This is a genomic window from Pantoea sp. GbtcB22 (assembly GCF_019091025.1).
GTDB lineage: Bacteria > Pseudomonadota > Gammaproteobacteria > Enterobacterales > Enterobacteriaceae > Pantoea > Pantoea leporis.
Genome location: NZ_JAGXKB010000005.1, coordinates 183,430 through 208,395 on the forward strand (window position 1 = coordinate 183,430; position 24,966 = coordinate 208,395).

The following is a 24,966-nucleotide window of genomic DNA, read 5'->3' on the forward strand; positions in this document are numbered from 1 at the left end:
GCATGTCGAAGTTTTTTATAGAACGTCCAATCTTCGCCTGGGTTATCGCCATTATCGTGATGCTGGTCGGCGCGATTGCCGCCATCAGTTTGCCGGTCAATCAATATCCCAATATCTCCGCGCCAGCGGTCTCCATCTCGGTAACCTATCCTGGTGCCAGCGCCGAAACCACGCAAAACACCGTGGTGCAGGTCATTGAGCAGCAGTTGAATGGCCTGGATGGTTTGCGTTATCTGGAGTCGAGCAGCGCCTCGGACGGCAGCGCGCAGATCATCGCCACCTTTAATCAGGGCATCAATCCCGATATCGCCCAGGTTCAGGTGCAGGATCGCGTGTCGCTGGCGGAGTCGCAGCTGCCCACCGATGTCACCCAGCAAGGTATCCGCATCCGTAAGTACCAGAAAAACTTCATGATGGTGATCGGGCTGATCGCCAAAGACGGCAAGCTGACTAACGGCGATCTGGCCGACATGCTGGTGTCGAAACTGGAAGATCCGATCTCGCGTACGCCGGGCGTCGGCGACTTCATGGTGCTGGGATCCGAATACGCGATGCGCATCTGGCTCGATCCGGCCAAATTGTACAAATACAACCTGATGCCGAGCGATGTCACCACGGCGATTGATAACCAGAACGTGCAGGTGTCGTCCGGTTCACTGGGCGGCTTGCCGACCATTCAGGGCGCAAAAACCCAGGCGACGATCCTCGGCAAAACCCGTTTCACCACCGTGCAGCAGTTTGAGAATGTGCTGCTGAAGGTAAATAGCGACGGCTCGCAGGTGCGGCTGAAAGATGTGGCCAGCGTCGCGCTCGGGCCTCAAAGCTACGGCATCGATGCCACCATGAACGGTAAACCGGCCGCCGGTATCGCGCTGCGTCTGGCAACCGGTGCCAATGAACTGGATACCGCCAAGGCGGTGCGCCAAACCATCGCCGACCTGAAAGATTCGCTGCCGGATAACGTCGAGATTCAGTATCCGTACGACACTTCGCCGGTGGTCAGCGCCTCAATTGAAGAGGTGGTGAAAACGCTGATCGAAGCGGTGGTGCTGGTGTTCTTCGTGATGCTGATCTTCCTGCAAAACCTGCGCGCCACGCTGATCACCACGCTGGTGGTGCCGGTGGTGCTGCTGGGCACCTTTGGCATTCTCTCAGCCTTTGGTTACAGCATTAACACCCTCACCATGTTCGGCATGGTGCTGGCCATCGGGCTACTGGTGGATGACGCCATTGTGGTGGTGGAGAACGTTGAGCGCGTAATGCACGAAGAGCAGCTCGACCCGAAAGCCGCCACCATTAAATCGATGCAGCAGATTCAGGGCGCGCTGTTTGGCATTGCGCTGGTGCTGTCGGCAGTGCTGCTGCCGATGGCGTTCTTCTCCGGATCGACCGGTGTGATTTACCGCCAGTTCTCGGTCACCATCGTCTCGGCGATGGCGCTGTCGGTGATCATGGCGCTGATCTTCACGCCTGCGCTGTGCGCCACCTTGCTGAAACCGGCGGCGGCGGAGCACAAAACCACCGGATTCGCCGGTTGGTTTAACCGCAAGTTCGACAGCGGGGCGATGCACTACACCCACGGCGTCAGCAAAGTGATTTCCCGTCGCGGCCTGTTCCTGGTGATCTATCTGGTGATCGTTGGCGTGACGGGATTTTTGTTCACCCGTGTACCGACCACCTTCCTGCCGGGTGAAGATCAGGGCTTGATGATGGTGCAGATCACGCTGCCGGTGAACTCGTCGTCGCAGCGCACTCAGCAGGTGATCAACGATCTCAACGCCTATCTGCAACAGAACGAAGCGTCGGTGGTGACCACCACCTTTGGCGTGGCGGGCTTTAACTTTGCCGGTCGCGGCCAGAGCAACGCCATGGCTTTTGTGCGCCTGAAAGATTGGGGCGACCGCACGCACAGCGGGCAAAGCGTGCAGGACCTGGCGAACCGCGTGATGGCGCACTTCGCCAACTACCAGAACGCCAAAATCTTCGCCATGGTGCCGCCGGCGGTGATGGAGCTGGGCAACGCCACCGGTTTCGATCTCTATCTGCAGGATACCGGCGCGCATAGCCATCAGCAGATGATGGATGCCGCGCATCAGTTGATTACGTTGGCGAACAACGATCCACATCTGGCGCAGGTACGTCTTAACGGGCTGGAAGATGAGCCGCAGTATCAGCTGGAGATCAATGATGAGAAGGCCAGCGCGCTCGGCCTGAGCATGACCGACATCAACAACACTTTGTCGGTGGCGTGGGGCTCCAGCTACATCGATCAGTTCATGTATAACGGCCGCGTGAAAGAGGTCTATCTGATGGGTAAAGCGGACTCGCGCGCCACACCGTCGGATCTCGACAAATGGTACTTCCGAAACAGCAGCGGCACCATGGTGCCATTCTCCGCCTTCGCCTCGGGAAAATGGGTGTACGGCTCGCCGCACTTTGAACGCTTTAACGGCTTAACCGCTGAGGAGATCCTCGGATCGCCCGCGCCGGGTCAAAGTACCGGTGAAGCGATGAAGGCGGTGGAACAGCTGGCGAAGCAGCTGCCGCACGGTTTCCGCGTGCAGTGGTACGGTATTTCGTATGAGGAGCAGGCATCCGGCAGCCAAACCACGCAGTTGTATCTGATCTCGATTCTGGTGGTGTTCCTGTGTCTGGCGGCGCTGTACGAGAGCTGGTCGATTCCGTTCTCGGTGATCATGGTGGTGCCGCTCGGCATCCTCGGCACCATTAGCGCGGTGCTGCTGCGCGGCCTGCAGAACGATGTGTTCTTCCAGGTCGGCCTGCTGACCACCGTGGGGCTGGCGGCGAAAAACGCCATCCTGATCGTGGAGTTCGCCAAAGAGCTGCATGAGCGCGAGGGCAAAACGCTGGTGGAAGCGGCGGTAGAAGCGGCGCGGCTGCGTATCCGTCCGATTATCATGACCTCAATGGCGTTTATTCTCGGCGTGCTGCCGCTGACCATATCCAACGGCGCGGGCGCAGGCAGCCAGCATTCGATTGGTACGGCGGTGGCGGGCGGTATGATCACCGCGACTTTCCTCGCCATCTTCTTTGTGCCGATGTTCTACGTGGTGGTTTCGCAGTTCTTTGCGCGTAAGAAACAAACATCCGCAGAGGGGGTTAAAAATGAACATGAATAACTTCCGTCTGGCGCTGTTGCCGCTCGCGCTGGCATTGGCCGGTTGTACGCTGGCACCGCACTATCAGCGCCCGGCGCTGCCGGTGGACGCTAAATACGATCAGGCGACGCCCGTCGGCAACGTCGCCGATTTACCGTGGCAGAACTTCTTCACCGATGCCACGCTGCGCAACCTGATCCAGCTGTCGCTCGATAACAACCGCGACCTGCGCGTGGCGGCGCTGAACGTGCAAGAGGCGCAGCAGGGCGTCACGGTGCAGCGCGCGGCGCTGATGCCGTCGATCAACGCCACGGCCAGCCAGACTTCGGCGCATGAACCGGCCAATCTCTACAACACCAAAACCAGCGGCGCGGTGACCTATCACGAGCTGAACAGCGGCTTGAGCGTCACTTCGTGGGAGCTGGATTTCTTTGGTCGCCTGCAAAGCCTGAGCGATCAGGCGCAGGAAACCTATCTGTCGAGCGCCGCCACCGAACGCGCCACGCGCATTTCACTGATCGCGGAAGTGGCGACGGCGTGGCTGACGCTGAGTTCGGATAACGATCTGCTGCATCTGGCGCAACACACCGCGCAAAGCCAGCAGGAATCGTATCGCCTGACCAAGCTCAGCTACGACGGCGGTGCCAGCAGCGATCAGGATCTGGCGCAGGCCGAAAGCACGGTGCGGGCGGCGCAGGCGGACGTGGCGAGTTACACGCGTCAGGTGCGGCAGGATGTCGATGCGCTGCGCTTGCTGGTCGGCACCGATCTGCCTGCCACTCTGCTGTCACACGCCACGCTGGACGCCAACTGGCACTTCCCGGCCACGCCTGCTGGCTTACCGTCGGATCTGCTGACGCGTCGCCCGGATATCATGGCGGCGGAGCACACGCTGAAGGCGGCCAATGCCAATATCGGCGCGGCGCGTGCCGCCTTCTTCCCGAGCATCACGCTGACCGCGTCCGGCGGCTCCACCAGCAGCTCGCTTGGCAACCTGCTGGGCGGCGGCACCGGCACATGGTCATTCATGCCATCGATTAACCTGCCGATTTTTGACGGTGGTAAAAACCAGGCCAACCTAAATATCGCGCATATCGAGAAACGCATTGAGATTGCTGACTATGAGAAGGCGATCCAGACCGCGTTTAAAGAGGTGAACGATGCGCTGGCCGGTCAGGATACCTGGCAGGATCAGCTGACGGCGCTGCAACAGGAGGTTGGCGCCAATCAGCGCGACTACGACTATTCCGTATTGCGCTTCAAGCAAGGCGTCGACAATTATCTCAATGTGTTAGTGGCCCAGCGATCGCTTTACAGTGCGCAGCAGTCGCTGATCAGTGCGCATTTGGGGCAATTGAGCCAGAAAATCACCCTGTACAAGGCGTTAGGCGGCGGCTGGAAATCTTAATCACCTTAACGAAACCCTTACGGTTCGCGTATGGAATTCGCGCGGGCATTCAACCGATAATGCGCGTAGTGATGATTTCCCCTTGAAATAGTCCCCTGTTTTACAGGGGATTTTCCGTTTTCTGGCTAACCTGAAGATCCTGATGACTAACAACGCTTCCCGCTCCCCGTTTTCTCGCTGGCTGAAATGGCTGCTCCTGTTAGTTTTGCTGTTGATTGTGGCGGGCGTTATCTGGCGCGTGGTCGGTGGTCATGGCGGCATGCCGGGCGGCGGAAAACCGCCGGGCGCACGCGGCGGTCATCGCGGTGGCGCGGGCGGCCCGCCGGGCATGGCGACGATGATGGGCGGTGCTACGCTGGTGCACAGCGGCGTCGCCAGCAGCGCGGATGTGCCGGAATACCTCAACGCGCTCGGCACGGTGATCCCTAACGCCAGCGTCACCGTCACCAGCCGCGTCGCCGGACAGCTGGAAAAAGTGTTCTTTACCGAAGGGCAGAAAGTTAGCGCCGGCCAGCTGCTGGCGCAGATCGATCCGCGCAGCTATCAGGCCACGCTGGCGCAGTATCAGGGCGATCTCAATCAGAATCAGGCGTTGCTGAAAAGCGCGCAGTTAACGCTGGTGCGTTATCAGAAACTGGCGGCGCAGGACTCGCTCTCGCGCCAGGATCTTGATACCCAAACCGCCACCGTCGGCCAGTACAAAGGCGCGGTCGCCGCTGATGAAGCGCAGATCGCCAGCGCCAAACTGGATATCGAGTATGCGCGCATCACCTCGCCAATCAGCGGACGCGTCGGTTTGCGTCTGGTCGATCCCGGTAATATGGTGCAAACCACCGATACCACCGGCATCGTGGTGGTGACGCAGATGCAGCCCGCCGCCGTGACCTTTAGCGTGCCGCAGGGCAACATTTCGCAGCTGACCAAAGCGCTGCACGGCGGACAGAGTCTGCCCGCCACCGCCTTTGATCAGGACAACAGCCGCGCGCTGGCGCAGGGCGAGGTGAAGTTCATCAGCAACCAGATCGATACCGCGACCGGCACCATTGAGCTGAAAGCCACCTTCCCGAATGAAGACGAATCGCTGTTCGCTAACCAGTTCGTCAATCTGAGGCTGCAAACCAACATCCTGATAAATGCCACGGTGATCCCGGCGCAGGCGCTGCAGCTGAGCAGCGACGGCAGCTTCGTGTTTGTTATCAATAAAGACAACACCGTGACGCGCAAAGCGGTCACCACCGGGCCAACGTTTGGTGAAGATCAGCAGGCGATCCTCAAAGGGGTGGAACCGGGCGATCGCCTGGTGACCGAAGGCATCGATCGCCTGACCAACGGCAGCAAAGTGCAGCTGGCGGATGAGAGTAAAACCACCGCGACCGCCGAGGCCAAATGAATCCGTCTCGCCTGTTTATCCAGCGTCCGGTCGCCACCATTTTGCTGATGGTCGGCGTGCTGATCGCCGGGATCTTCTCCTACCGTTTTCTCTCCACCTCGGCGCTGCCGCAGGTGGATTACCCAACCATTCAGGTCACCACGCTCTATCCCGGCGCTAGCCCGGATGTGATGGCGTCGTCCGTCACCTCGCCGCTGGAGCGCCAGCTCGGGCAAATGGCCGGGCTAAGCCAGATGACCTCCACCAGCTCAGGCGGATCGTCCATCGTCACGCTGAAGTTCAGCCTCGATCTGTCGCTGGATGTCGCCGAGCAGGAAGTGCAGGCGGCGATCAATGCCGCCAATAATTTGCTGCCGAGCGATCTGCCCAATCCGCCAACCTACAAAAAGGTCAATCCAGCCGATACGGCGGTGATTACGCTGGCGGTAAGTTCCGACACGCTGCCGCTGACGCAGGTGCAGGATCTGGTGAACACGCGCGTGGCGCTGAAGCTGTCGCAGATTAACGGCGTCGGCATGGTGACGCTGGCGGGCGGCCATCAACCGGCGATTCGCGTGCAGATGGACCCGAAAGCGCTGGCGGCGCATCAGCTGTCGCTGGAGGACGTCAACACGCTGATCGGCAACAGCAACGTGAACGGCTCGAAAGGCGGCTTCGACGGCAAATATCACTCGGTGACCATCGACGCCAACGATCAGCTGCGTACCGCCGATGAGTACGGCAATTTGATCATCACTTACCAAAACGGTGCGGCGCTGCGGCTAAAAGATATCGCGCATATCGAACAGGGACCGGAGAACAGCTTCCAGTCGGCGTGGGCCAACAACAGTCCGGCGATTGTGATCAGCGTGCAGCGCCAGCCGGGCGCCAACGTGATTCAGGTGGTGGATAGCATCAAAGCGCAGCTGCCGAAGCTGCAGGCGGCGCTGCCGGACGGCGTGAAGATGAGCATCTTGTCGGATCGCACGCAAACCATTCGCGCCTCGATCAGCGACGTGCAATTTGAGATGATGCTGTCGGTGGCGCTGGTGGTGATGGTGACGTTCCTGTTCCTGCGCAACGTGGCGGCGACGCTGATTCCCAGCGTGGCGGTGCCGCTGTCGCTGATTGGCACCTTCGGCGTGATGTATCTGGCCGACTTCAGCCTGAATAATCTGTCGCTGATGGCGCTGACCATCGCCACCGGCTTCGTTATCGACGATGCGATTGTGGTGGTGGAGAACATTTCACGGCGGCTGGAAGAGGGCGAAACGCCGATGCAGGCGGCGCTGAAAGGCTCGCAGCAGATTGGCTTCACCATCATCTCGCTGACCTTCTCACTGATTGCCGTGCTGATCCCGCTGCTGTTTATGGGCGACGTGGTTGGGCGGTTGTTCCGCGAATTTGCCATCACGCTGGCGGTGTCGATTCTGGTGTCGATGGTGGTGTCACTAACCCTGACGCCGATGCTGTGCGCCTATCTGTTGCAGCACATTCCGCCGGAAAAACAGTCGCGCTTCTCGCGTAAAGGCGGCGAGTTGTTCGACAAGCTGGTGCGCGGCTATGACCGCATGCTGACGGTGGTGCTGAACCATCAGAAGCTGACGCTGCTGGTGGCGCTGGCGACCTTTGCGCTCACCGCGCTGCTGTATATCGCCATCCCAAAAGGCTTCTTCCCGACCCAGGATACCGGGCTGATTCAGGGCGTCACCGTGGCGTCGCAGGATGTGTCGTTTAGCGAGATGTCGAAGCGACAGCAGGCGCTGGCGAAAGTGATTCTGCAAAATCCGTCGGTAGAGAGTTTGTCCTCAACCATCGGCATTGATGGCAGCAACACCAGCCTGAATAGCGGGCGCATCCAGATCAACCTCAAGTCGTTTGACCAGCGCGACGACAAAGCCGACGTGGTGATCAAACAGCTGCAGCAGGCGGCGCAGCAGGTGGCGGGCATTCAGCTCTATCTGCAACCGGCGCAGGATTTGACCGTTAACGATCAGGTGTCGCCGAGCCAGTATCAATTCACGCTGGATGATGCCGACAGCGAAAACCTGGTGCGCTGGACGCCAAAGATGGTCGCCGCCTTGCAGCAGCGTCCGGAGTTTAACGGCGTGGTGAGTAACCTGCAGGATCAGGGCCGCGTGGCCTATGTCGAGCTGAATCGCGATAAAGCGGCGCGCTACGGCATTACCGCCGCCGACGTCGATACCGCGCTGTACAACAGCTTCGGTCAGCGTCTGGTCTCCACCATCTTTACCCAGGCCAATCAGTATCGCGTGGTGCTGGAAGTGGCGCCGCAGTATCAGCAATCGCCCGCTTCGTTTGATGATGTCTATTTGCCGGTGACCAGCGCGAGCAGCAGCACTTCCACCACGGATGACACCACCACAACCACCACCGGCATGGTGAAGCTCACGTCCATCGCCACCATTCACCAGCGCACCGGTTCGCTGATGCACATGCGGCTCAATCAATTCCCGGCGGTGATGGTGTCGTTCAATCTCAATAAAGGCTATTCGCTGGAAGAGGGGCAGAAGGCGATTGCCGCAGTGACGCAGCAGCTGAATTTGCCGTCGAGCATCACCTTGCGTTATCAGGGCGAAACCTCGGCATTCCAGAGCGCCACCGGCAACACCCTGTGGCTGATTCTGGCGGCGCTGATCACTATGTACGTGGTGCTCGGCATTCTGTACGAAAGCTTTATCCATCCGGTGACCATTCTCTCGACGCTGCCGTCGGCGGCGGTCGGCGCACTGTTGACGCTGCTGCTGGCGGGCAGCGAATTCAGCCTGATCGCGCTGATTGGCGTGATTCTGCTGATCGGTATCGTCAAGAAGAACGCGATTATGATGATCGACTTCGCGCTGGAGGCGGAAAACAAGCAGCACATAAGCGCGCGGGACGCGATTCATCAGGCCTGTTTGCTGCGCTTCCGCCCGATTCTGATGACCACCATGGCGGCGCTGCTCGGTGCGCTGCCGCTGATGCTGGCGTCCGGTTCCGGTGCCGAGCTGCGCCAGCCGCTCGGTCTGGTGATTGTTGGCGGTTTGATCGTCAGCCAGGTGCTGACGCTGTTCTCCACGCCGGTAATTTACCTGTGGTTTGATGGCATTGCGCAGCGCGGCAAGCGCTACATGCAGCGCAAGCAGCAGGCGCGGGGCGAGCGATGAACCTCACCCGGCTGTTTATCTTCCGCCCGGTTGCCACGTTATTGCTGACGCTGGCGATCCTGCTGCTGGGCGCGTTGGGCTATCGGCTGCTGCCGGTGGCGCCGCTGCCGCAGGTGGATTTCCCCACTATCATGGTGAGCGCCAGCCTGGCCGGTGCCAGCCCGGAAACCATGGCAGCCACCGTCGCTACGCCGCTGGAGCGTTCGCTGGGGCAGATTGCCGGCGTCACCGAGATGACCTCGACCAGTTCGCAGGGATCGACCAGCGTGATTTTGCAGTTTGATCTCGATCGCGACATCAACGGCGCAGCGCGTGACGTGCAGGCGGCGATCAACGCCGCACGCAGTTTGCTGCCGAGCGCGATGGAGTCGCTGCCGACCTATCGCAAAGCCAATCCATCGGATGCGCCGATTGTGATGCTGGCGCTGACGTCCGCCACGCGCACGTCGGGCGAACTCTACGATCTGGCCGAAAGCAAAATCGAGCAGGCGATGGGCCAGGTGAAAGGCGTGGGCGAAGTGTCGCTGATGGGCAGCGCCTTACCGGCGGTGCGCATCGATCTGCAGCCGCTGAAGCTGACGCAGTATGGCATTTCGCTGGATACGGTGCGCAGCGCCATCGCCAACAGCACCAGCAATAAGCCGAAAGGGATTTTGCAGGGCAGCAGCCAGTCATGGGTGGTGGACAGCAACGGCCAGCTGGATAAAGCCGCGCAGTATCAGGATCTGATCGTTACGTATCAAGAGGGCAAAGCGGTGCGGCTGCATGATGTCGCCACCGTGTATGACTCGGTTGAAGATCAGTATCAGGCCGGTTTCCTCAATGCCATGCCATCGGTGATGGTGGGCATTAAGCGCCAGGCCGGTGCCAACATGCTCGACACCATTGATGCCATCAAAGCGCAGCTGCCGGCGCTGGAAAAAAATCTGCCCGCCGATACGCAACTGAAAGTGGTGGTGGATCGCTCGCCGACGGTGCGCGCCTCGCTGTATGACACCGAAGAGACGCTGCTGGTGGCGATGCTGCTGGTGATCGCCGTGGTGTTTGCGTTTCTGCGTAACGTGCAGGCGGTGATTATCCCGGCGCTGGCGCTGCCGGTCTCGCTGATTGGCACCTGCGCGGTGATGTATCTGTTGGGTTACAGCCTCGATAACCTGTCGCTGATGGCGCTGATTATCGCCACCGGCTTTGTCGTCGATGACGCGATTGTGGTGCTGGAAAACATCACGCGCCATATCGAAGAAGGGCTCAGTCCGCTACGCGCGGCGCTGCGTGGCGCGCAGGAAGTAAGTTTTACCGTGCTGTCGATGACCATGTCGCTGATTGCGGTGTTCATCCCGATTCTGCTGATGGGCAGTATCGTTGGGCGCTTGTTCCGCGAATTTGCCGTCACGCTGACGGTATCGCTGCTGATTTCGATGTTTGTCTCGCTGAGCCTGACGCCGATGCTGTGCGCGCGTCTGCTGAAGCCAAAGCCCAAAGTCACGCAACGCCCGCATCCGATGTATCAGTTTATCGAAAACCAACTTAACGCATTGCTGGCGGCTTATTCGCGCGGGTTAACCTGGGTGATGGCGCACCAAAAGCTGACGATGTTTAGTCTGGTGCTGACCGTGCTGCTCAACCTGTTCCTGTTTTCCGTGGTGCAAAAAGGCTTTTTCCCCAATCAGGATACCGGCCTGCTGATGGGCGCGCTGCGTGCCGATCAGAACATCTCCTTCCAGGCGATGAAGCCGAAAATGCTGCAGTTCACCCACATCATCCAATCCGATCCGGCGGTGGAGAGCGTGATGTCGTCGATGGGCAGCGGCATGTTCGGCTCGCGCAACAGCGCCAACTTCTTTGTGCGCCTCAAGGATTTTGACAAGCGCGATGCCACCGCCACCGAAGTGGCGAACCGCCTGAGTATGAAAACCAGCCATATTGCCGGCGCGCAGATGTTCCTGATGGCGGCGCAGGATCTGCACATCGGCGGGCGCAGCGCCAACGCCACCTATCAATACAGCTTGCAGGCCGACGATCTCGATCTGCTACGTGAGTGGACGCCCAAAGTGCAGGCAGCGCTGGCGGCAATCCCGCAGCTGAACAGCGTCGATTCCGACTCGCAAACCGGCGGTCAGGAAGTGGTGATTAATATCGATCGTGACCGCGCGAAACGGTTGGGCGTGGATGTGCAGATGCTCGACACCCTGCTGAATAACGCCTTCAGCCAGCGTCAGGTCGCCACGCTCTATCACACGCTTAATCAGTATCATGTGGTGATGTCGCTGCAGAATAGCTACACGCGCGATCCGGCGATTTTGCAGCAGCTGTATGTGATTAACGACAGCGGCGATCACGTGCCGCTCGCCGCATTCGCCAGCTTCAAGGGCGGCAACGCGCCGCTGTCGGTGGCGCATCAGGGCCAATCCGCCACCAGCACCGTGGCGTTTAACCTCAACGATGGCGTGTCGCTGGAGCAGGCGCAGGCGCTGATTAAGCAGGCGATGGCGCAGCTCGGTTTACCCTCCAGCATTCAGGCCGGTTTTGCCGGCACCGCCGCCGCCTTCGCCCAGCTTACCGCCACCATGCCGTGGCTGATTATCGCGGCGCTGGCGGCGGTGTATATCGTGCTCGGCGTGCTATATGAGAGTTACATCCATCCGATCACCATTCTCTCAACGCTGCCGTCGGCGGGTGTGGGCGCGCTGTTGTTGCTGTTGCTGACCAACACGCAACTGACGGTGATCGCGCTTATCGGCATCATCCTGCTGATTGGTATCGTGAAAAAGAACGCCATCATGATGATCGACTTTGCGATTCACGCCGAGCGCAGCCAAGGCATGACGCCGCAGCAGGCGATCACCCAAGCCTGTTTGATGCGCTTCCGGCCGATCATGATGACCACGCTGGCCGCCTTCTTTGGCGCGCTGCCGCTGGCGCTGGGCAGCGGCGGCGATGCCGACTTACGTAGCCCGCTCGGGCTGGCGATTGCCGGTGGTTTGGCGCTGAGCCAATTATTAACGCTGTTTACTACGCCGGTGGTTTATCTCTGGCTCGACCGTTTAAGCCGCGCCACGCAACATCAGTGGCAGCGGTTGCGTCATGTGGAATCCCGATAGATGAAAATGTCTCTGAAAATTACGCCGTTGCTCACCGTGATGTTGCTGGCGGGCTGCGCGGTTGGCCCCGATTATCAGCGCCCGAGCATGGCGATGCCGACCCATTTCAAAGAAGCCAAAGGCTGGACGCAGGCGACGCCGCAGGATGCAAACAGCAAAGGTGAATGGTGGCAGGTGTATCACGATGCCACGCTGGCTAGCCTGCTGAAGCAGGTGAGCATCTCCAACCAGAACGTAGCCAGCTATGCCGCGCAGTACCGCGAAGCACAGGCGTTAGTTGGGCAATCACGCGCGGAGTTGTTGCCGTCGGTAAGCTACGACGCCAGCAGCACGCGCAGCGGCAGCCGCGCCAGCGCCAGCGGACAACGTAGCGTCAGCAACAGCCATGCCGCCGATCTCAGCGCCAGCTGGGAGCTGGATGTGTGGGGCAAACTGCGACGCACGCTGGAGGAGAACAACGCCAGCGCCGAAGCCAGCAAGGCCGAGCTGGCGAATATCACCTTGAGCGCGCAGTCCGAACTGGCGCAGGACTATTTCCAGCTGCGCATCATCGACGAGAAAATCGCGCTCTATCAGCGCAGTATCGCGGCCTATCAACGCTATCTGACGGTGATTGAAAACAAATACGCGGCGGGCAGCGAATCACGCGCCACCTTAGCGCAGGCGCAGATGCAGCTGGAGAGCGCCCGCGCCTCGGCGCAGGATTACCAGTGGCAGCGTGCACAGATGGAGCACGCGATTGCGTTGCTGCTGGGCCGCGCACCGGCGGATTTCTTCTTGCCAGTGGCGAAGCTGGAGGCCGCGCTGCCCGCGATCCCGAACAGCGTGCCGTCGCAGCTGTTGCAGCGCCGTCCCGATATCGCCTACGCCGAGCGCAACGTGGCGGCGGCGAATGCGGCGGTCGGCGTGGCGATTGCCGGTTACTATCCCGATTTGACGCTGAGCGCCAGCGGCGGCGTGAGTTCATCGGCGATCAACAGTTTGTTCTCGCTGCCCAATCGCGTCTGGTCTTTGGGGCCGGAGCTGAGCGGTACGCTGTTAGATTTCGGCGCCACCTCAGCGAAAGTCGAACAGGCGCGCGCCGCCTATGATGCCAGCGTTGCCAGCTATCGCCAGTCGGTGCTGACCGGCATGGGCGAAGTGGAGGATTATCTGGTGCAGCTGAATACTTTGCAGGGCGAAATCGCCGCACAACAGCGCGCCACCGACGCGGCGCAGGAATCGGCGCGCGTAACGCGTAATCAGTATGATGCCGGAATGATCGACTATCTCGACGTCGCCACCACCGAAAACAGCAGCCTGAGCGCGCAGCAGAGTTTGCTGTCGCTGCAGAGCACGCAGTGGGTCAGCAGCGTCGGTCTGATCGCCGCGCTGGGCGGTGGCTGGCAGGCGGATACGCAGTAAAACCAGGTCGCCATGAATGGCGTAATGATTGTTAGTTAAGAAAGCATTTTTGGTGCGGGCTCTGACACATCTGCTGCGTCACGGGCCGTCCTCGCGCCGCTAACGCGGTGCCTTCGGCTTACACGTCGTGCCGACGGATCGTTCGTGGATCGGCCGTCCTGGCCGCCCCGAACTGCCTCACGCATCCCTGCGTGAGGCTCCTGGCCCAACGTAAAAGCCTCAGCGCTGCGAATGGCCCTTTGCCGCAGCTGACGCGCCAGCGCCTCTGGCAAATGAGCGAAGTGAAGGCACCGCGCTAGCGGCGCGAGGACCGCCGGCCCAAAAGTGGCCCCGGCCTGCGCACTCATCGTTGGCTTAACTAACAAGGATTACGCCATGAATGGCGGCCCTACGACCGCTATTGCGTTTAAATCACCACGCCACTTGTCGAAAATCCCCAGATCCTGCATCGTAAGAGCCATTTTTAAGACTGCTAAGGAGCTGGCATGCTACTCACTTTTTTCCGTTTCCTGTTCCGCCTGCTGTGGCGTGTGGAACTGCGCGGCGACCTCGCGGCACTGCATAAAGAGAAAGTGCTGATCACCCCCAATCACACGTCGTTTCTGGATGGGGTATTACTGGCGCTGTTTCTGCCGATCAAACCGGTGTTTGCGGTCTATTCCTCGATCAGCGATCAATGGTTTATGCGCCTGCTGAAGCCGATTATCGACTTCGTTCCGCTCGATCCCACCAAGCCGATGTCGATCAAACATCTGGTGCGCATGATCAATCAGGGCCGTCCGGTGGTGATCTTCCCGGAAGGGCGCATCACCGTGACTGGATCGCTGATGAAGATCTACAGCGGCGCGGGCTTTGTGGCGGCGAAATCCGGTGCCACCGTGGTGCCGATGCGTATCGAAGGCGCGGAATATACGCCGTTTGGTCGTCTGGCGGGCGTGTTTAAACGGCGCCTGTTCCCGCGCATCACCTTAACGGTGCTGCCGCCAACGGTAATCCCAATGCCTGAAGCCAAACGCGCGCGCGATCGCCGCACGCTGGCGGGCGAGCACCTGCATCATGTGATGATGGAAGCCCGCATGGCAGTGCGTCCGCGTGAGACGCTGTTCGAGGCTTTCCTGAATGCGCGTCAGCGTTATGGCGCGATGAAGCCGTGCATCGAAGACGTCAACTTCAAACCGGATAGCTATACCGGTTTGCTGAAGAAAGCGCTTGGCGTGGGCCGCATTCTGGAGCGTTACAGCCAGCAAGGTGAATACGTCGGTCTGCTGCTGCCGAACGCCACGGTGACAGCGGCGGCGATTCTCGGTGCCTCGCTGCGCGGGCGCATTCCGGCGATGCTCAACTACACCGCAGGCGTGAATGGCATGCGTGCGGCGTTGACCGCATCGCAGGTGAAAACCGTGTTTACCTCGCGGCAGTTCCTCGAAAAAGGCAACCTGTGGCACTTGCCGCAGGGACTCAGCGAAGTGCAGTGGATCTATCTGGAAGATCTGAAAGATACCGTTACGCTGCAGGACAAGTTGTGGATTGTGGCGCATCTGCTGATGCCGCGCCGTGCCCAGGTGGCGCAGCAGCCGGAAGATGCGGCGATGGTACTGTTTACCTCCGGTTCGGAAGGCCATCCCAAAGGTGTGGTGCACTCGCATAAAAGTCTGCTGGCGAACGTTGAGCAGATTCGTACCGTGGCGGATTTCACCCCGCGTGACCGTTTTATGTCGGCGCTGCCGCTGTTCCATGCTTTCGGTTTAACCGTTGGCCTGTTTACCCCGTTGCTGACCGGCGCGCAGGTGTTTCTCTATCCGAGCCCGCTGCATTACCGCATCGTGCCGGAGCTGGTTTACGACCGTAACTGCACCGTGCTGTTTGGTACCTCAACCTTCCTTGGCAACTATGCGCGTTTCGCCAGCCCGTACGATTTTGCGCGTCTGCGCTATGTGGTGGCGGGCGCGGAGAAACTGCAGGAAGCGACGCGTCAGATCTACATGGAAAAATACGGCATCCGTATTCTCGAAGGCTACGGCGTGACGGAGTGCGCGCCGGTGGTGGCGATCAACGTGCCGATGGCGGCAAAAAATCACACCGTGGGCCGCATTCTGCCGGGCATGGATTCGCGTCTGATTTCGGTGCCGGGCATTGAGCAGGGCGGTCGCCTGCAGCTGCGCGGTCCGAACGTGATGAACGGGTATCTGCGCGTGGAAAATCCAGGCGTGCTGGAAGTCCCGGTCGCCGATAACGGCGAAGGCGAGATGGAAGCGGGCTGGTACGACACCGGCGATATCGTCAGCTTTGATGAAGGCGGTTTCTGCCAGATTCAGGGCCGTGCGAAACGCTTCGCCAAAATTGCCGGTGAGATGGTGTCGCTGGAGATTGTGGAGCAGATTGCGCTGAAAGCCTCTAACGAGAAGCAGCATGCGGCGTCGCTGCGTCCGGACGGTAATCGTGGTGAAGCGTTGGTGCTGTTTACTACCGACAGCGAGTTGGGCCGCGACACGCTGCTGAAAGCCGCACGTGAAATTGGCGCGCCGGAACTGGCGGTGCCGCGCGATATCCGCGTGATGAAACAGCTACCGATGCTGGGTAGCGGCAAACCGGACTATGTCAGCCTGAAGCAGCTGGCGGAAGAGGAGCAGGCATGAGCCAGGCGTTAAATAAGGATGCACCGCTGTTATCGCGCAACATGCTGGCGGTGATTGTGGCGCAGTTCTTCTCGGCATTTGGCGACAACGCGCTGTTGTTTGTGACGCTGGCGGTGCTGAAAAATCAGTTCTATCCGGACTGGAGTCAGCCGATCCTGCAAATGCTGTTTGTGGCCACTTACATTCTGCTCGCGCCGTTCGTGGGCCAGATGGCGGATAGCTTTGCCAAAGGTCGGGTAATGATGTTCGCTAACAGTCTTAAGCTGCTCGGCGCGCTGGTTATCTGTTTCGGCTTCAATCCGTTCCTCGGCTATACGCTGGTGGGGATTGGCGCGGCATCCTATTCGCCAGCCAAGTACGGCATCCTGACGGAGATCACCAGCGGTGAACGCCTGGTCAAAGCCAACGGCTTAATGGAAGGTTCGACCATTGCGGCGATTCTGCTGGGTTCGGTGGCGGGCGGTATTCTGGCGGACTGGAACCTGGTCGCCGCGCTGGTGGTGTGTGCCATGACCTATGCGATGGCGGTGGTGGCGAACATCTTTATTCCGCGCCTGACGGCAGCGCGTCCCGGTCAGAGCTGGCATTTTGGCGCCATGCTGCGCAGTTTCATCGCGGCCACTAAGCTGCTGTGGCGCAACGGCGAAACGCGCTTCTCGCTGCTCGGCACCAGCTTGTTCTGGGGCGCGGGCGTGACGCTGCGTTTCCTGCTGGTGCTATGGGTGCCGGTGGCGCTCGGCATCAGCGATAACAAAACCCCGACCACGCTGAATGCCATGGTGGCGATTGGTATCGTGATTGGCGCGGCAGCAGCGGCGAAGTTGGTGACGCTGCAAACCGTGCGTCGCTGCATGCCCGCCGGTGTGCTGATTGGCGTGATGGTGGTGGTGTTCGCGTTGCAAACCAGCTTGCTCAATGCCTATCTGGTTTTGATGCTGATTGGTGCGCTGGGTGGTTTCTTCGTGGTACCGCTCAATGCGCTGCTGCAGGAGCGTGGCAAGGCATCCGTGGGTTCGGGCAACGCGATTGCGGTGCAAAATCTCGGTGAGAATACCGCGATGCTGCTGATGCTGGGATTGTATACCGTGGCGATTAAGCTGGGCGCGCCTGCGGTGGCGACCGGCGTCGGATTCGGCGCGATTTTCGCCGTGGCGATTGCGGTGTTGTGGTGGAAAGCGCGGAAGTAACAAAAGCATAGCGTCGTAGCGGGGCAATGTATTGCGCAATGGCGAATGCCGCACAAGTGGAAAAATGTGCGGCGTTTTTAAAGCGCGCGATAAATCGCGCCGCTACGGTGTGGTGCGATTTATGGCGCTGGATAGGTAAACTGGCGATGAATCGCTTCCAGTTCCTCTAACACCTCGGCATTCAGCGTCAGATTGAAACTCTCAACGTTAATCTTCAGCTGCTCCAGTGTGGTGGCGCCCAGCAAGGTGCTGGCGACAAACGGCTGTTGACGCACATACGCCAGCGCCATCTGCGACGGATCCATATTGTGTTTCTGCGCCAGCGCAACATAGGCTGCAATCGCCTGCTGAGACTGATCGCCGCTGTAGCGGGTAAAGCGACTAAACAGCGTATTGCGCGCACCGGCGGGTTTCGCACCGTTCAGGTATTTACCACTCAACGTACCAAACGCCAGGCTGGAATACGCCAGCAACTCGACGCCTTCATGCTGGCTGATCTCCGCTAAACCCACCTCGAAGCTGCGGTTCAGCAGGCTGTACGGATTCTGGATGGTGACGATACGCGGCAGCTCATGCTTTTCTGCCAACTGCAGATAACGCATCACGCCCCACGCAGTTTCGTTCGACACGCCAATGTAGCGAATCTTACCGGCGCGCACCTGTTCGGTCAGCGCTTCCAGCGTCTCCAGCAGCGTCACCGGCACGCTGGAATCGGTGTATTGATAACCCAGCTTGCCGAAGTAGTTGGTCTGACGCTGCGGCCAGTGCAGCTGATAGAGATCGAGATAATCGGTGTTCAGGCGTTTCAGGCTGGCATCCAGCGCTTCACGAATGTTTTTGCGATCCAGCGCCTGATTCGGGCGAATCGACGCATCCGCGCCGCGTACCGGACCGGCTACTTTGCTGGCGAGGATGATTTTGTCACGGCTGCCGCGCTTCTTCAGCCAGCTACCAATGTATTGTTCGGTTAATCCCTGGGTTTCCGGGCGCGGCGGCACCGGATACATTTCTGCGGTATCAATCAGGTTGATGCCACTGCTAACCGCGTAATCAAGTTGTGCGTGGGCGTCGGCTTCGCTGTTCTGCTCACCAAACGTCATGGTTCCAAGCCCCAGCTGACTCACTTCCAGCGTGCTATGGGGAATACGGTGATAGTGCATGTGCCGGCATCCTTTTTTCATTATGCAAGGGAATGTTGTGTCCTTTGGGACTATAGCGTGTGAAGCGGCGCGGAAGGAAGAGGGGAAAGTTCGGGAAATCGCCTGCACAAGGGGAAAACGCGTGCAGGCAGGGCAATTTGGCACTTAACGCTCAATGATGGTTGAAACCTCGTCACCATTGATCTGCATCTGATGGCCTTGCTCATCGGTGTACTGTACCAATCCGGTCTCTTTATCGATGGCGGGTTTGCCATCTGTCATGATCATGCGGCCATCTTTGGTCGCCATGACGTAATCACTGCTACAACCACTCAATAACAGCGTCACCAAGGTTAAACCTACTGCACTCACCAACCCTTTCATTCTTATCTCCTTCTCGCGACTTCAACAGCAAAAGTGTAGTAATAAATGCTTTCGTCGTTAGGAGTAATCGCATCATTCCTAAAATTATCGGCAGCAATATGCATTTACAGTAAAAAATGTCGCGCCAAAAGCGGACCGGTGAAGCTTTTCTTCAGATAAAAGCCGCGCGGCAGCGTCATGATTGGCTCGCCGTGTTCGCCAATCGCTTCGGTCAACGCTTTGCTGTTGGCGGCTTTAGGGCGGATTTGCAGCCAGGCACCGTGACGTGCGGTGATGCGCTCCACCTGACCGAGCACAATCATATCCATCAACTCTTCCCAGTCTTCGCGCAGCTGTTGCTCCTCTTCTGCACTCGGATGCCACAGCAGCGGCGAACCGACGCGGCGCTCGGCCAGCGGCAAAGCACGATCGCCTTCGATCGGGATCCACAGCACCCGCGCCAGTTTGTGCCGCACATGGCTGGTTTGCCAGGTTACGCCGCTATTGCCGGTTAACGGCGCGACGCACACGAAGGTGGTCTCCAGCGGTTTGCCCTGCGCATCTACCGGAATCGTTTTCAGCTCAATGCCGAGATGGGCGAAATCCTGCTCGGCTTTGCTGCCAGCGCTGGCACCCAAATGCAGCTCTAACAGCATGCCAACCCAGCCTTTGTCGCGTTTCAAATCTGCCGGAATCGGCAGGTTAATCTGCGCCGCCAGCGCGGCAAAGGTCTGTCCCGCCAGCTGCTGTGCGCGCTGCAGTAATTCCGCTTCGTTTTCAGGTGGCGATGGCAATAACGGTGAGGGGTGCATGCTAAAACTCACATTGGTTAAAGAGTGAACAGTAAGCGCGAGCCGGGTTTGTCCACATGGCAGTTAGTTGGATAAAGGTGATAATAGCATGATTCAGCATGCTTTTTTATTTCAATAGAATGGGACGATCCAGTGATATGGCCCGGTTATCCCAGCTTGTTATCGACAATGAACAGGTGTTGAACCTGGTTATCCACAGAAAAGTGGGGTAACACCCTTTTGTCCATACCCCTGTTTCCATTTACAGCCTTGACTTTCGCGTTTTGAACGCTTTTTTTCCTTTCTTTGACCAGGTTTAGGGCATTCTCTGTGGATAAAAACGTCGGTGATGGATCTTTAACCGATCGAAAAAACTGAGCGGAGTATAACTACGGATCCTGGTAACGATTTAACGGTTAATAAGTCATATCCCGATGAATATGATGATTTTTTTGCGTATTGTTATGTTGGGTGATGAGATTTATCCGAAGGGGTTATTCAATTCATTCCCGTGTTCTGCACAAAGCTATCCACAGAAAAGGTGAATAAGATCGCCGATAAATGGGGGCATCTGTTTATAACTTGGCTAATCTCTGTGAGTTATCCTGTTTTTATTCCGCCTGCGGCCCGCTATCCAGTGGTTTACCGCCTGTAAGGAGTGTGAAACAATCAGGCTATTCAAATTTAGCTTTGAGGTAGTCCAGTGATCGATGATGATGGCTACCGCCCGAATGTTGGTATCGTAATCTGTAACAGGCAAGGACAAGTGTTGTGGGCCAGGCGCTTTGGACAGCACTCCTGGCAATTTCCTCAGGGAGGCATCAATCCGGGTGAAACTGCTGAACAGGCGATGTATCGCGAGCTGTTCGAAGAAGTGGGTTTACACCGCAAAGATGTTCGAATACTTGCTTCAACCCGAAACTGGTTACGCTACAAGTTGCCAAAACGTTTGGTGCGTTGGGACACAAAGCCGGTGTGTATCGGCCAGAAACAAAAGTGGTTTCTTCTGCAGTTGATGTGCAGTGACGCGGAAATCAATGTGCAGCACAGCAGCACGCCCGAGTTTGATGGTTGGCGCTGGGTTAGCTTCTGGTATCCGGTACGTCAGGTGGTCTCTTTCAAGCGCGATGTATATCGCCGCGTAATGAAAGAATTCGCGGGCGTAGTGATGTCTATGCAGGAGAGTGCGGGGCAGCGTAATAATGCCGCCCAACGACGTAAAAGAGGATAGGCCACGCCCTTTATGCTCACTCAGTTACGCGAAATAGTAGAGAAAGTGGCGAGTGCTCCACGTCTGAATGAAGCACTCGACATTCTGGTAAACGAAATTTGCCTTGCGATGGAAACCGAGGTTTGCTCGGTTTATCTCGCCGATCACGATCGTCGTTGCTACTACCTGATGGCGACACGCGGGCTAAAAAAGCCGCGTGGTCGTACGGTCACGCTGGCGTTTGACGAAGGCATTGTTGGCCTCGTTGGACGCTTAGCCGAGCCGATCAACCTCGCCGACGCGCAAAGCCATCCCAGCTTCAAATACATTCCTTCCGTTAAAGAGGAGCGTTATCGCTCCTTCCTCGGCGTGCCGATTATCAGCCGCCGCCAGCTGCTTGGCGTGTTGGTTATCCAGCAGCGCGAACACCGTCAGTTTGATGAAAGCGAAGAGTCATTCCTCGTCACGCTCGCCACGCAAATGGCGGGATTGCTGTCGCAGTCGCAGCTCGGTCAACTGTTTGGTCAATTCCGTCAGACGCGGGTAAAAGCGATTGCCGCTGCGCCGGGTGTGGCGGTCGCGCCGGGTTGGGTGGATGAAACTCAGCCGCTGCTCGATCAGGTTTCCGCTGCGTCCACGCTTGACGTGCAGCGCGAACGCGAGCGCCTGGTGCTGGCGATGGGCGAGGCCGGCAACGAATTCCGCCGTTTCAGCAAACGCTTTGCTGCCAGCGTGCAGAAAGAGAGCGCGGCGATCTTCGATCTCTATTCGCACCTGCTTACCGATGCGCGGCTGAAAAAGGATCTGTTTGATGAGATCGAGCGCGGATCGGTCGCGGAGTGGGCGGTTAAAACGGTGATCGAGAAGTTCGCCGAGCAGTTCGCCAACCTGCAGGATCAATATTTACGCGAGCGCGCTGGCGATCTGCGCGTGCTCGGTCAACGTCTGCTGTTCCACCTCGATGATTCGCTGGTCGGCACCAATGCCTGGCCGGAGCGTTTTGTGTTAGTCGCGGATGAACTCACTGCCACCACGCTGGCTGAATTGCCGCAGGAGCGTCTGGCGGGCGTGGTGGTGCGCGACGGTGCCGCCAACTCGCATGCGGCGATTTTGACGCGCGCGATGGGCATTCCCACCGTGATGGGCGCGGATATTCTGCCAGCGCAGCTTAACAAACGCTTACTGATTGTTGACGGTTATCGCGGCGAAGTACTGATCGATCCGGAACCGGTACTGGTGCAGGAGTATCAGCGCTTAATCAGCGAAGAGAACGCGCTGAGCAAAATGGCCGAAGGCGTGGTCGAGCAGCCCGGCGAGCTGAAAAGCGGTGAGCGCGTTCAGGTGATGCTGAATGCCGGCCTCAGCCCGGAACACGAGCAGGCGCTGGATAACTGGGTGGATGGCATTGGCCTGTATCGCACCGAAATACCGTTCATGCTGCACAACGGCTTCCCGTCCGAAGAGGAGCAGGTGGCGCAGTATCAGGGCATGCTGCAGCTGTTCTACGACAAACCGGTGACGCTGCGTACGCTGGATGTCGGCGCGGATAAACAGCTGCCGTACATGCCGATCAGCGAAGAGAATCCGTGCCTTGGCTGGCGTGGCATTCGCTTAACGCTCGATCAGCCGGAAATCTTCCTGGTACAGGTGCGCGCCATGCTGCGTGCCAACGTGGCGTCCGGCAACCTGAGCATTCTGCTGCCGATGATCAGCCATATCGATGAGATCGATGATGCGCGTCGTCTGATCGATCGCGCTGGCCGCGAAGTGGAAGAGATGCTCGGCTATGTGATTCCCAAGCCGCGCATTGGCATCATGATTGAAGTGCCGTCGATGTTGTTTATGATCCCGCATCTGGCGGATCGCGTCGATTTTGTCTCGGTTGGCACCAACGATTTGACGCAATATCTGCTGGCGGTTGATCGCAACAACACGCGCGTGGCGAACCTGTATGATTCGCTGCATCCGGCGATGCTGCGGGCGCTGCACACGATTGCCAGCGAAGCCCGCCAGGCCAAGCTGGAGCTCTGTTTGTGTGGTGAAATGGCTGGCGATCCAATGTGTGTCGCGCTGTTAGTGGGCATGGGATATCACCATCTCAGCATGAACGGCAAGAACGTGCCGCGGGTAAAATATCTGCTGCGCCATCTCGATTTTGAAGAGGCGCAGAAGCTCAGCGAGCATGGACTGGCCGCGCATACCGCCTCGGAAGTGCGCCATCTGGTCTCCACCTTTATGGAGCGCCGTGGTTTAGGCGGTTTGATTCGCGGCGGGCGTTAACGTTTACAACTTCACGACCTGTAAAAAAAGTGGCTGTGCTATCATGCGCAGCCTTTTATTGTCCCGTTTCAGGGTAGAAAAATGATGGTGAAAGATGACTGACGGCTACATTTCGTTTCCCCAATTCGATCCGGTAATTTTCTCTATCGGACCGGTTTCGCTTCACTGGTACGGCTTGATGTATCTGGTGGGCTTTGTATTTGCTATGTGGCTGGCGACGCGACGCGCCAACAAACCTGGCAGCGGCTGGAAAAAAGAGGAAGTGGAAAACCTGCTGTATGCGGGCTTCCTCGGCGTATTCCTCGGTGGACGTATCGGCTATGTGTTGTTCTACAACCTGCCGTTGTTCCTTGAGAATCCGCTGTATCTGTTTAAGGTCTGGGATGGCGGCATGTCGTTCCACGGCGGCCTGATTGGTGTGATTGTGGTGATGCTGATTTTCGCACGCCGTACCAAGCGCACTTTCTTCCAGGTAGCGGATTTCATTGCACCGCTGATCCCGTTTGGTTTGGGTGCCGGTCGTCTCGGTAACTTCATCAACGGCGAACTGTGGGGCCGCGTGGCGCCTGATTTCAAATACGCGATGTTGTTCCCCGGTTCACGCAGCGAAGACATCGCGCTGGCAGCCAACAATCCGCAGTACCAGGAATTGTTGAACACCTACGGCGTGCTGCCGCGTCATGCGTCGCAGCTGTATGAGCTGTGCCTCGAAGGCATCGTGCTGTTCATCATTCTCAACCTATTCATTCGCAAGCCGCGCCCCATGGGCAGCGTCTCGGGCCTGTTCCTGATCGGCTACGGCGCATTCCGCATCATCGTGGAGTTCTTCCGTCAGCCGGATGCGCAGCTTGGCCTGTTTGAAGGCGGCGTCAGCATGGGACAGATTCTGTCGATCCCAATGATTCTGGCCGGTGTAATTATGATGATCTGGGCGTATCGTCGTCGCCCGCAGCAACAAACTCGTGAGGTAAAATGAAACAGTATCTGGACCTAATGCAACATGTGCTGAATGAAGGCGCAGAAAAGGCCGACCGTACCGGCACCGGCACGCTCTCCATCTTTGGCCACCAGATGCGTTTCAATTTGCAGGACGGTTTTCCGCTGGTCACCACCAAGAAAGTGCACCTGCGCTCGATCATTCATGAGCTGTTGTGGTTCCTGAAAGGTGAGACCAACATCGGTTACCTGAAAGAGAACAAGGTCACCATCTGGGACGAATGGGCCGATGAGAACGGCGATCTTGGCCCGGTCTACGGCAAGCAGTGGCGCAGCTGGGGCAGCGCCTCGGGTGAAGAGATTGATCAAATCGGTAAAGTGATTGAGCAGCTGAAGCGTGACCCCGATTCGCGTCGCATCATTGTCTCGGCATGGAACGTGGGCGAGCTGGATCACATGGCTCTGGCGCCTTGCCACGCCTTCTTCCAGTTCTACGTGGCCAACGGCAAGCTCTCTTGCCAGCTCTATCAGCGCTCGTGCGATATCTTCCTGGGGCTGCCATTCAACATCGCCAGCTATGCGCTGCTGGTGCATATGGTGGCGCAGCAGTGCGATCTTGAAGTGGGCGATTTTGTCTGGACCGGTGGCGATACGCATCTGTACAGCAACCATTTAGAGCAGGCGCGCCTGCAATTAACGCGTGAGCCGCGCCCGTTACCGAAGCTGGTAATCAAGCGTAAACCGGCTTCTATCTTCGATTATCAGTTCGATGATTTCGAGATTGAAGGCTACGATCCGCATCCAGCCATAAAAGCGCCCGTCGCCATTTAACGCCACTCCCGCAAGGTCGCCATTC

At 58.3% G+C, this 24,966-nt stretch carries 15 protein-coding genes; 12 read left to right on the forward strand and 3 right to left on the reverse strand.

What is annotated here, in order from left to right; genetic code table 11:
- Nucleotides 1-2 precede the first annotated feature (2 nt).
- From KVT28_RS17145 to lplT, 8 genes are all read left to right on the forward strand, one after another.
- Nucleotides 3-3,140 carry an efflux RND transporter permease subunit gene (locus KVT28_RS17145; RefSeq protein ID WP_217549433.1) on the forward strand — a complete coding sequence of 1,046 codons (3,138 nt, stop codon included), beginning with the start codon at nucleotides 3-5 and terminating at the stop codon, nucleotides 3,138-3,140.
- Nucleotides 3,127-4,527: an efflux transporter outer membrane subunit gene (locus KVT28_RS17150; RefSeq protein ID WP_217549435.1), complete on the forward strand. Its 1,401-nt coding sequence runs from the start codon at nucleotides 3,127-3,129 to the stop codon at nucleotides 4,525-4,527. Before KVT28_RS17145 ends, KVT28_RS17150 begins: the two co-directional genes overlap by 14 nt.
- A 142-nt stretch (nucleotides 4,528-4,669) precedes the next feature.
- Nucleotides 4,670-5,917: an MdtA/MuxA family multidrug efflux RND transporter periplasmic adaptor subunit gene (locus KVT28_RS17155; RefSeq protein WP_217549437.1), complete on the forward strand. Its 1,248-nt coding sequence runs from the start codon at nucleotides 4,670-4,672 to the stop codon at nucleotides 5,915-5,917.
- Nucleotides 5,914-9,063 carry an MdtB/MuxB family multidrug efflux RND transporter permease subunit gene (locus KVT28_RS17160; protein WP_217549440.1) on the forward strand — a complete coding sequence of 1,050 codons (3,150 nt, stop codon included), beginning with the start codon at nucleotides 5,914-5,916 and terminating at the stop codon, nucleotides 9,061-9,063. The genes KVT28_RS17155 and KVT28_RS17160 overlap by 4 nt, the downstream gene beginning before the upstream one ends.
- A complete protein-coding gene (locus tag KVT28_RS17165; RefSeq protein ID WP_217549442.1) occupies nucleotides 9,060-12,164 on the forward strand; it encodes an efflux RND transporter permease subunit in 3,105 nt (1,034 codons plus the stop codon). Before KVT28_RS17160 ends, KVT28_RS17165 begins: the two co-directional genes overlap by 4 nt.
- Nucleotides 12,165-13,568 carry an efflux transporter outer membrane subunit gene (locus KVT28_RS17170; RefSeq protein ID WP_217549444.1) on the forward strand — a complete coding sequence of 468 codons (1,404 nt, stop codon included), beginning with the start codon at nucleotides 12,165-12,167 and terminating at the stop codon, nucleotides 13,566-13,568.
- A gap of 485 nt (nucleotides 13,569-14,053) precedes the next feature.
- The gene (aas, locus tag KVT28_RS17175) at nucleotides 14,054-16,204 is read left to right on the forward strand and encodes a bifunctional acyl-ACP--phospholipid O-acyltransferase/long-chain-fatty-acid--ACP ligase (protein WP_217549446.1); all 2,151 of its coding nucleotides are present in this window, start codon (nucleotides 14,054-14,056) and stop codon (nucleotides 16,202-16,204) included.
- The gene (gene lplT, locus KVT28_RS17180; protein WP_110867969.1) at nucleotides 16,201-17,391 is read left to right on the forward strand and encodes a lysophospholipid transporter LplT; all 1,191 of its coding nucleotides are present in this window, start codon (nucleotides 16,201-16,203) and stop codon (nucleotides 17,389-17,391) included. Before aas ends, lplT begins: the two co-directional genes overlap by 4 nt.
- 119 nt (nucleotides 17,392-17,510) lie before the next feature.
- On the opposite strand, the gene KVT28_RS17185 is transcribed toward lplT, so the two are convergent.
- The 3 genes from KVT28_RS17185 to mutH form a co-directional block, all read right to left on the reverse strand.
- Nucleotides 17,511-18,551: an NADP(H)-dependent aldo-keto reductase gene (locus KVT28_RS17185; RefSeq protein WP_110867968.1), complete on the reverse strand. Its 1,041-nt coding sequence runs from the start codon at nucleotides 18,549-18,551 to the stop codon at nucleotides 17,511-17,513.
- A 144-nt stretch (nucleotides 18,552-18,695) separates the two neighbouring features.
- Nucleotides 18,696-18,914, reverse strand: coding sequence for a YgdI/YgdR family lipoprotein (locus tag KVT28_RS17190; protein WP_101761992.1), 219 nt, complete (start codon nucleotides 18,912-18,914; stop codon nucleotides 18,696-18,698).
- A gap of 104 nt (nucleotides 18,915-19,018) precedes the next feature.
- Entirely contained in the window at nucleotides 19,019-19,705 is a 687-nt protein-coding gene (mutH, locus tag KVT28_RS17195; protein WP_217549448.1) for a DNA mismatch repair endonuclease MutH, read from the reverse strand.
- Between the two features lie 682 nt (nucleotides 19,706-20,387).
- Between mutH and rppH the strand changes: the two genes are divergently transcribed.
- The 4 genes from rppH to thyA all read left to right on the forward strand — a co-directional run bounded on the left by rppH (nucleotide 20,388) and on the right by thyA (nucleotide 24,941).
- Nucleotides 20,388-20,915: an RNA pyrophosphohydrolase gene (rppH, locus tag KVT28_RS17200; protein WP_007890933.1), complete on the forward strand. Its 528-nt coding sequence runs from the start codon at nucleotides 20,388-20,390 to the stop codon at nucleotides 20,913-20,915.
- A gap of 12 nt (nucleotides 20,916-20,927) precedes the next feature.
- Entirely contained in the window at nucleotides 20,928-23,174 is a 2,247-nt protein-coding gene (gene ptsP / locus KVT28_RS17205) for a phosphoenolpyruvate--protein phosphotransferase (protein ID WP_110867966.1), read from the forward strand.
- A 94-nt stretch (nucleotides 23,175-23,268) separates the two neighbouring features.
- On the forward strand, nucleotides 23,269-24,150 hold the full coding sequence (gene lgt / locus KVT28_RS17210) for a prolipoprotein diacylglyceryl transferase (RefSeq protein WP_008109262.1): 882 nt from the start codon (nucleotides 23,269-23,271) through the stop codon (nucleotides 24,148-24,150).
- The gene (gene thyA, locus KVT28_RS17215; RefSeq protein ID WP_217549450.1) at nucleotides 24,147-24,941 is read left to right on the forward strand and encodes a thymidylate synthase; all 795 of its coding nucleotides are present in this window, start codon (nucleotides 24,147-24,149) and stop codon (nucleotides 24,939-24,941) included. Before lgt ends, thyA begins: the two co-directional genes overlap by 4 nt.
- Nucleotides 24,942-24,966 lie beyond the last annotated feature (25 nt).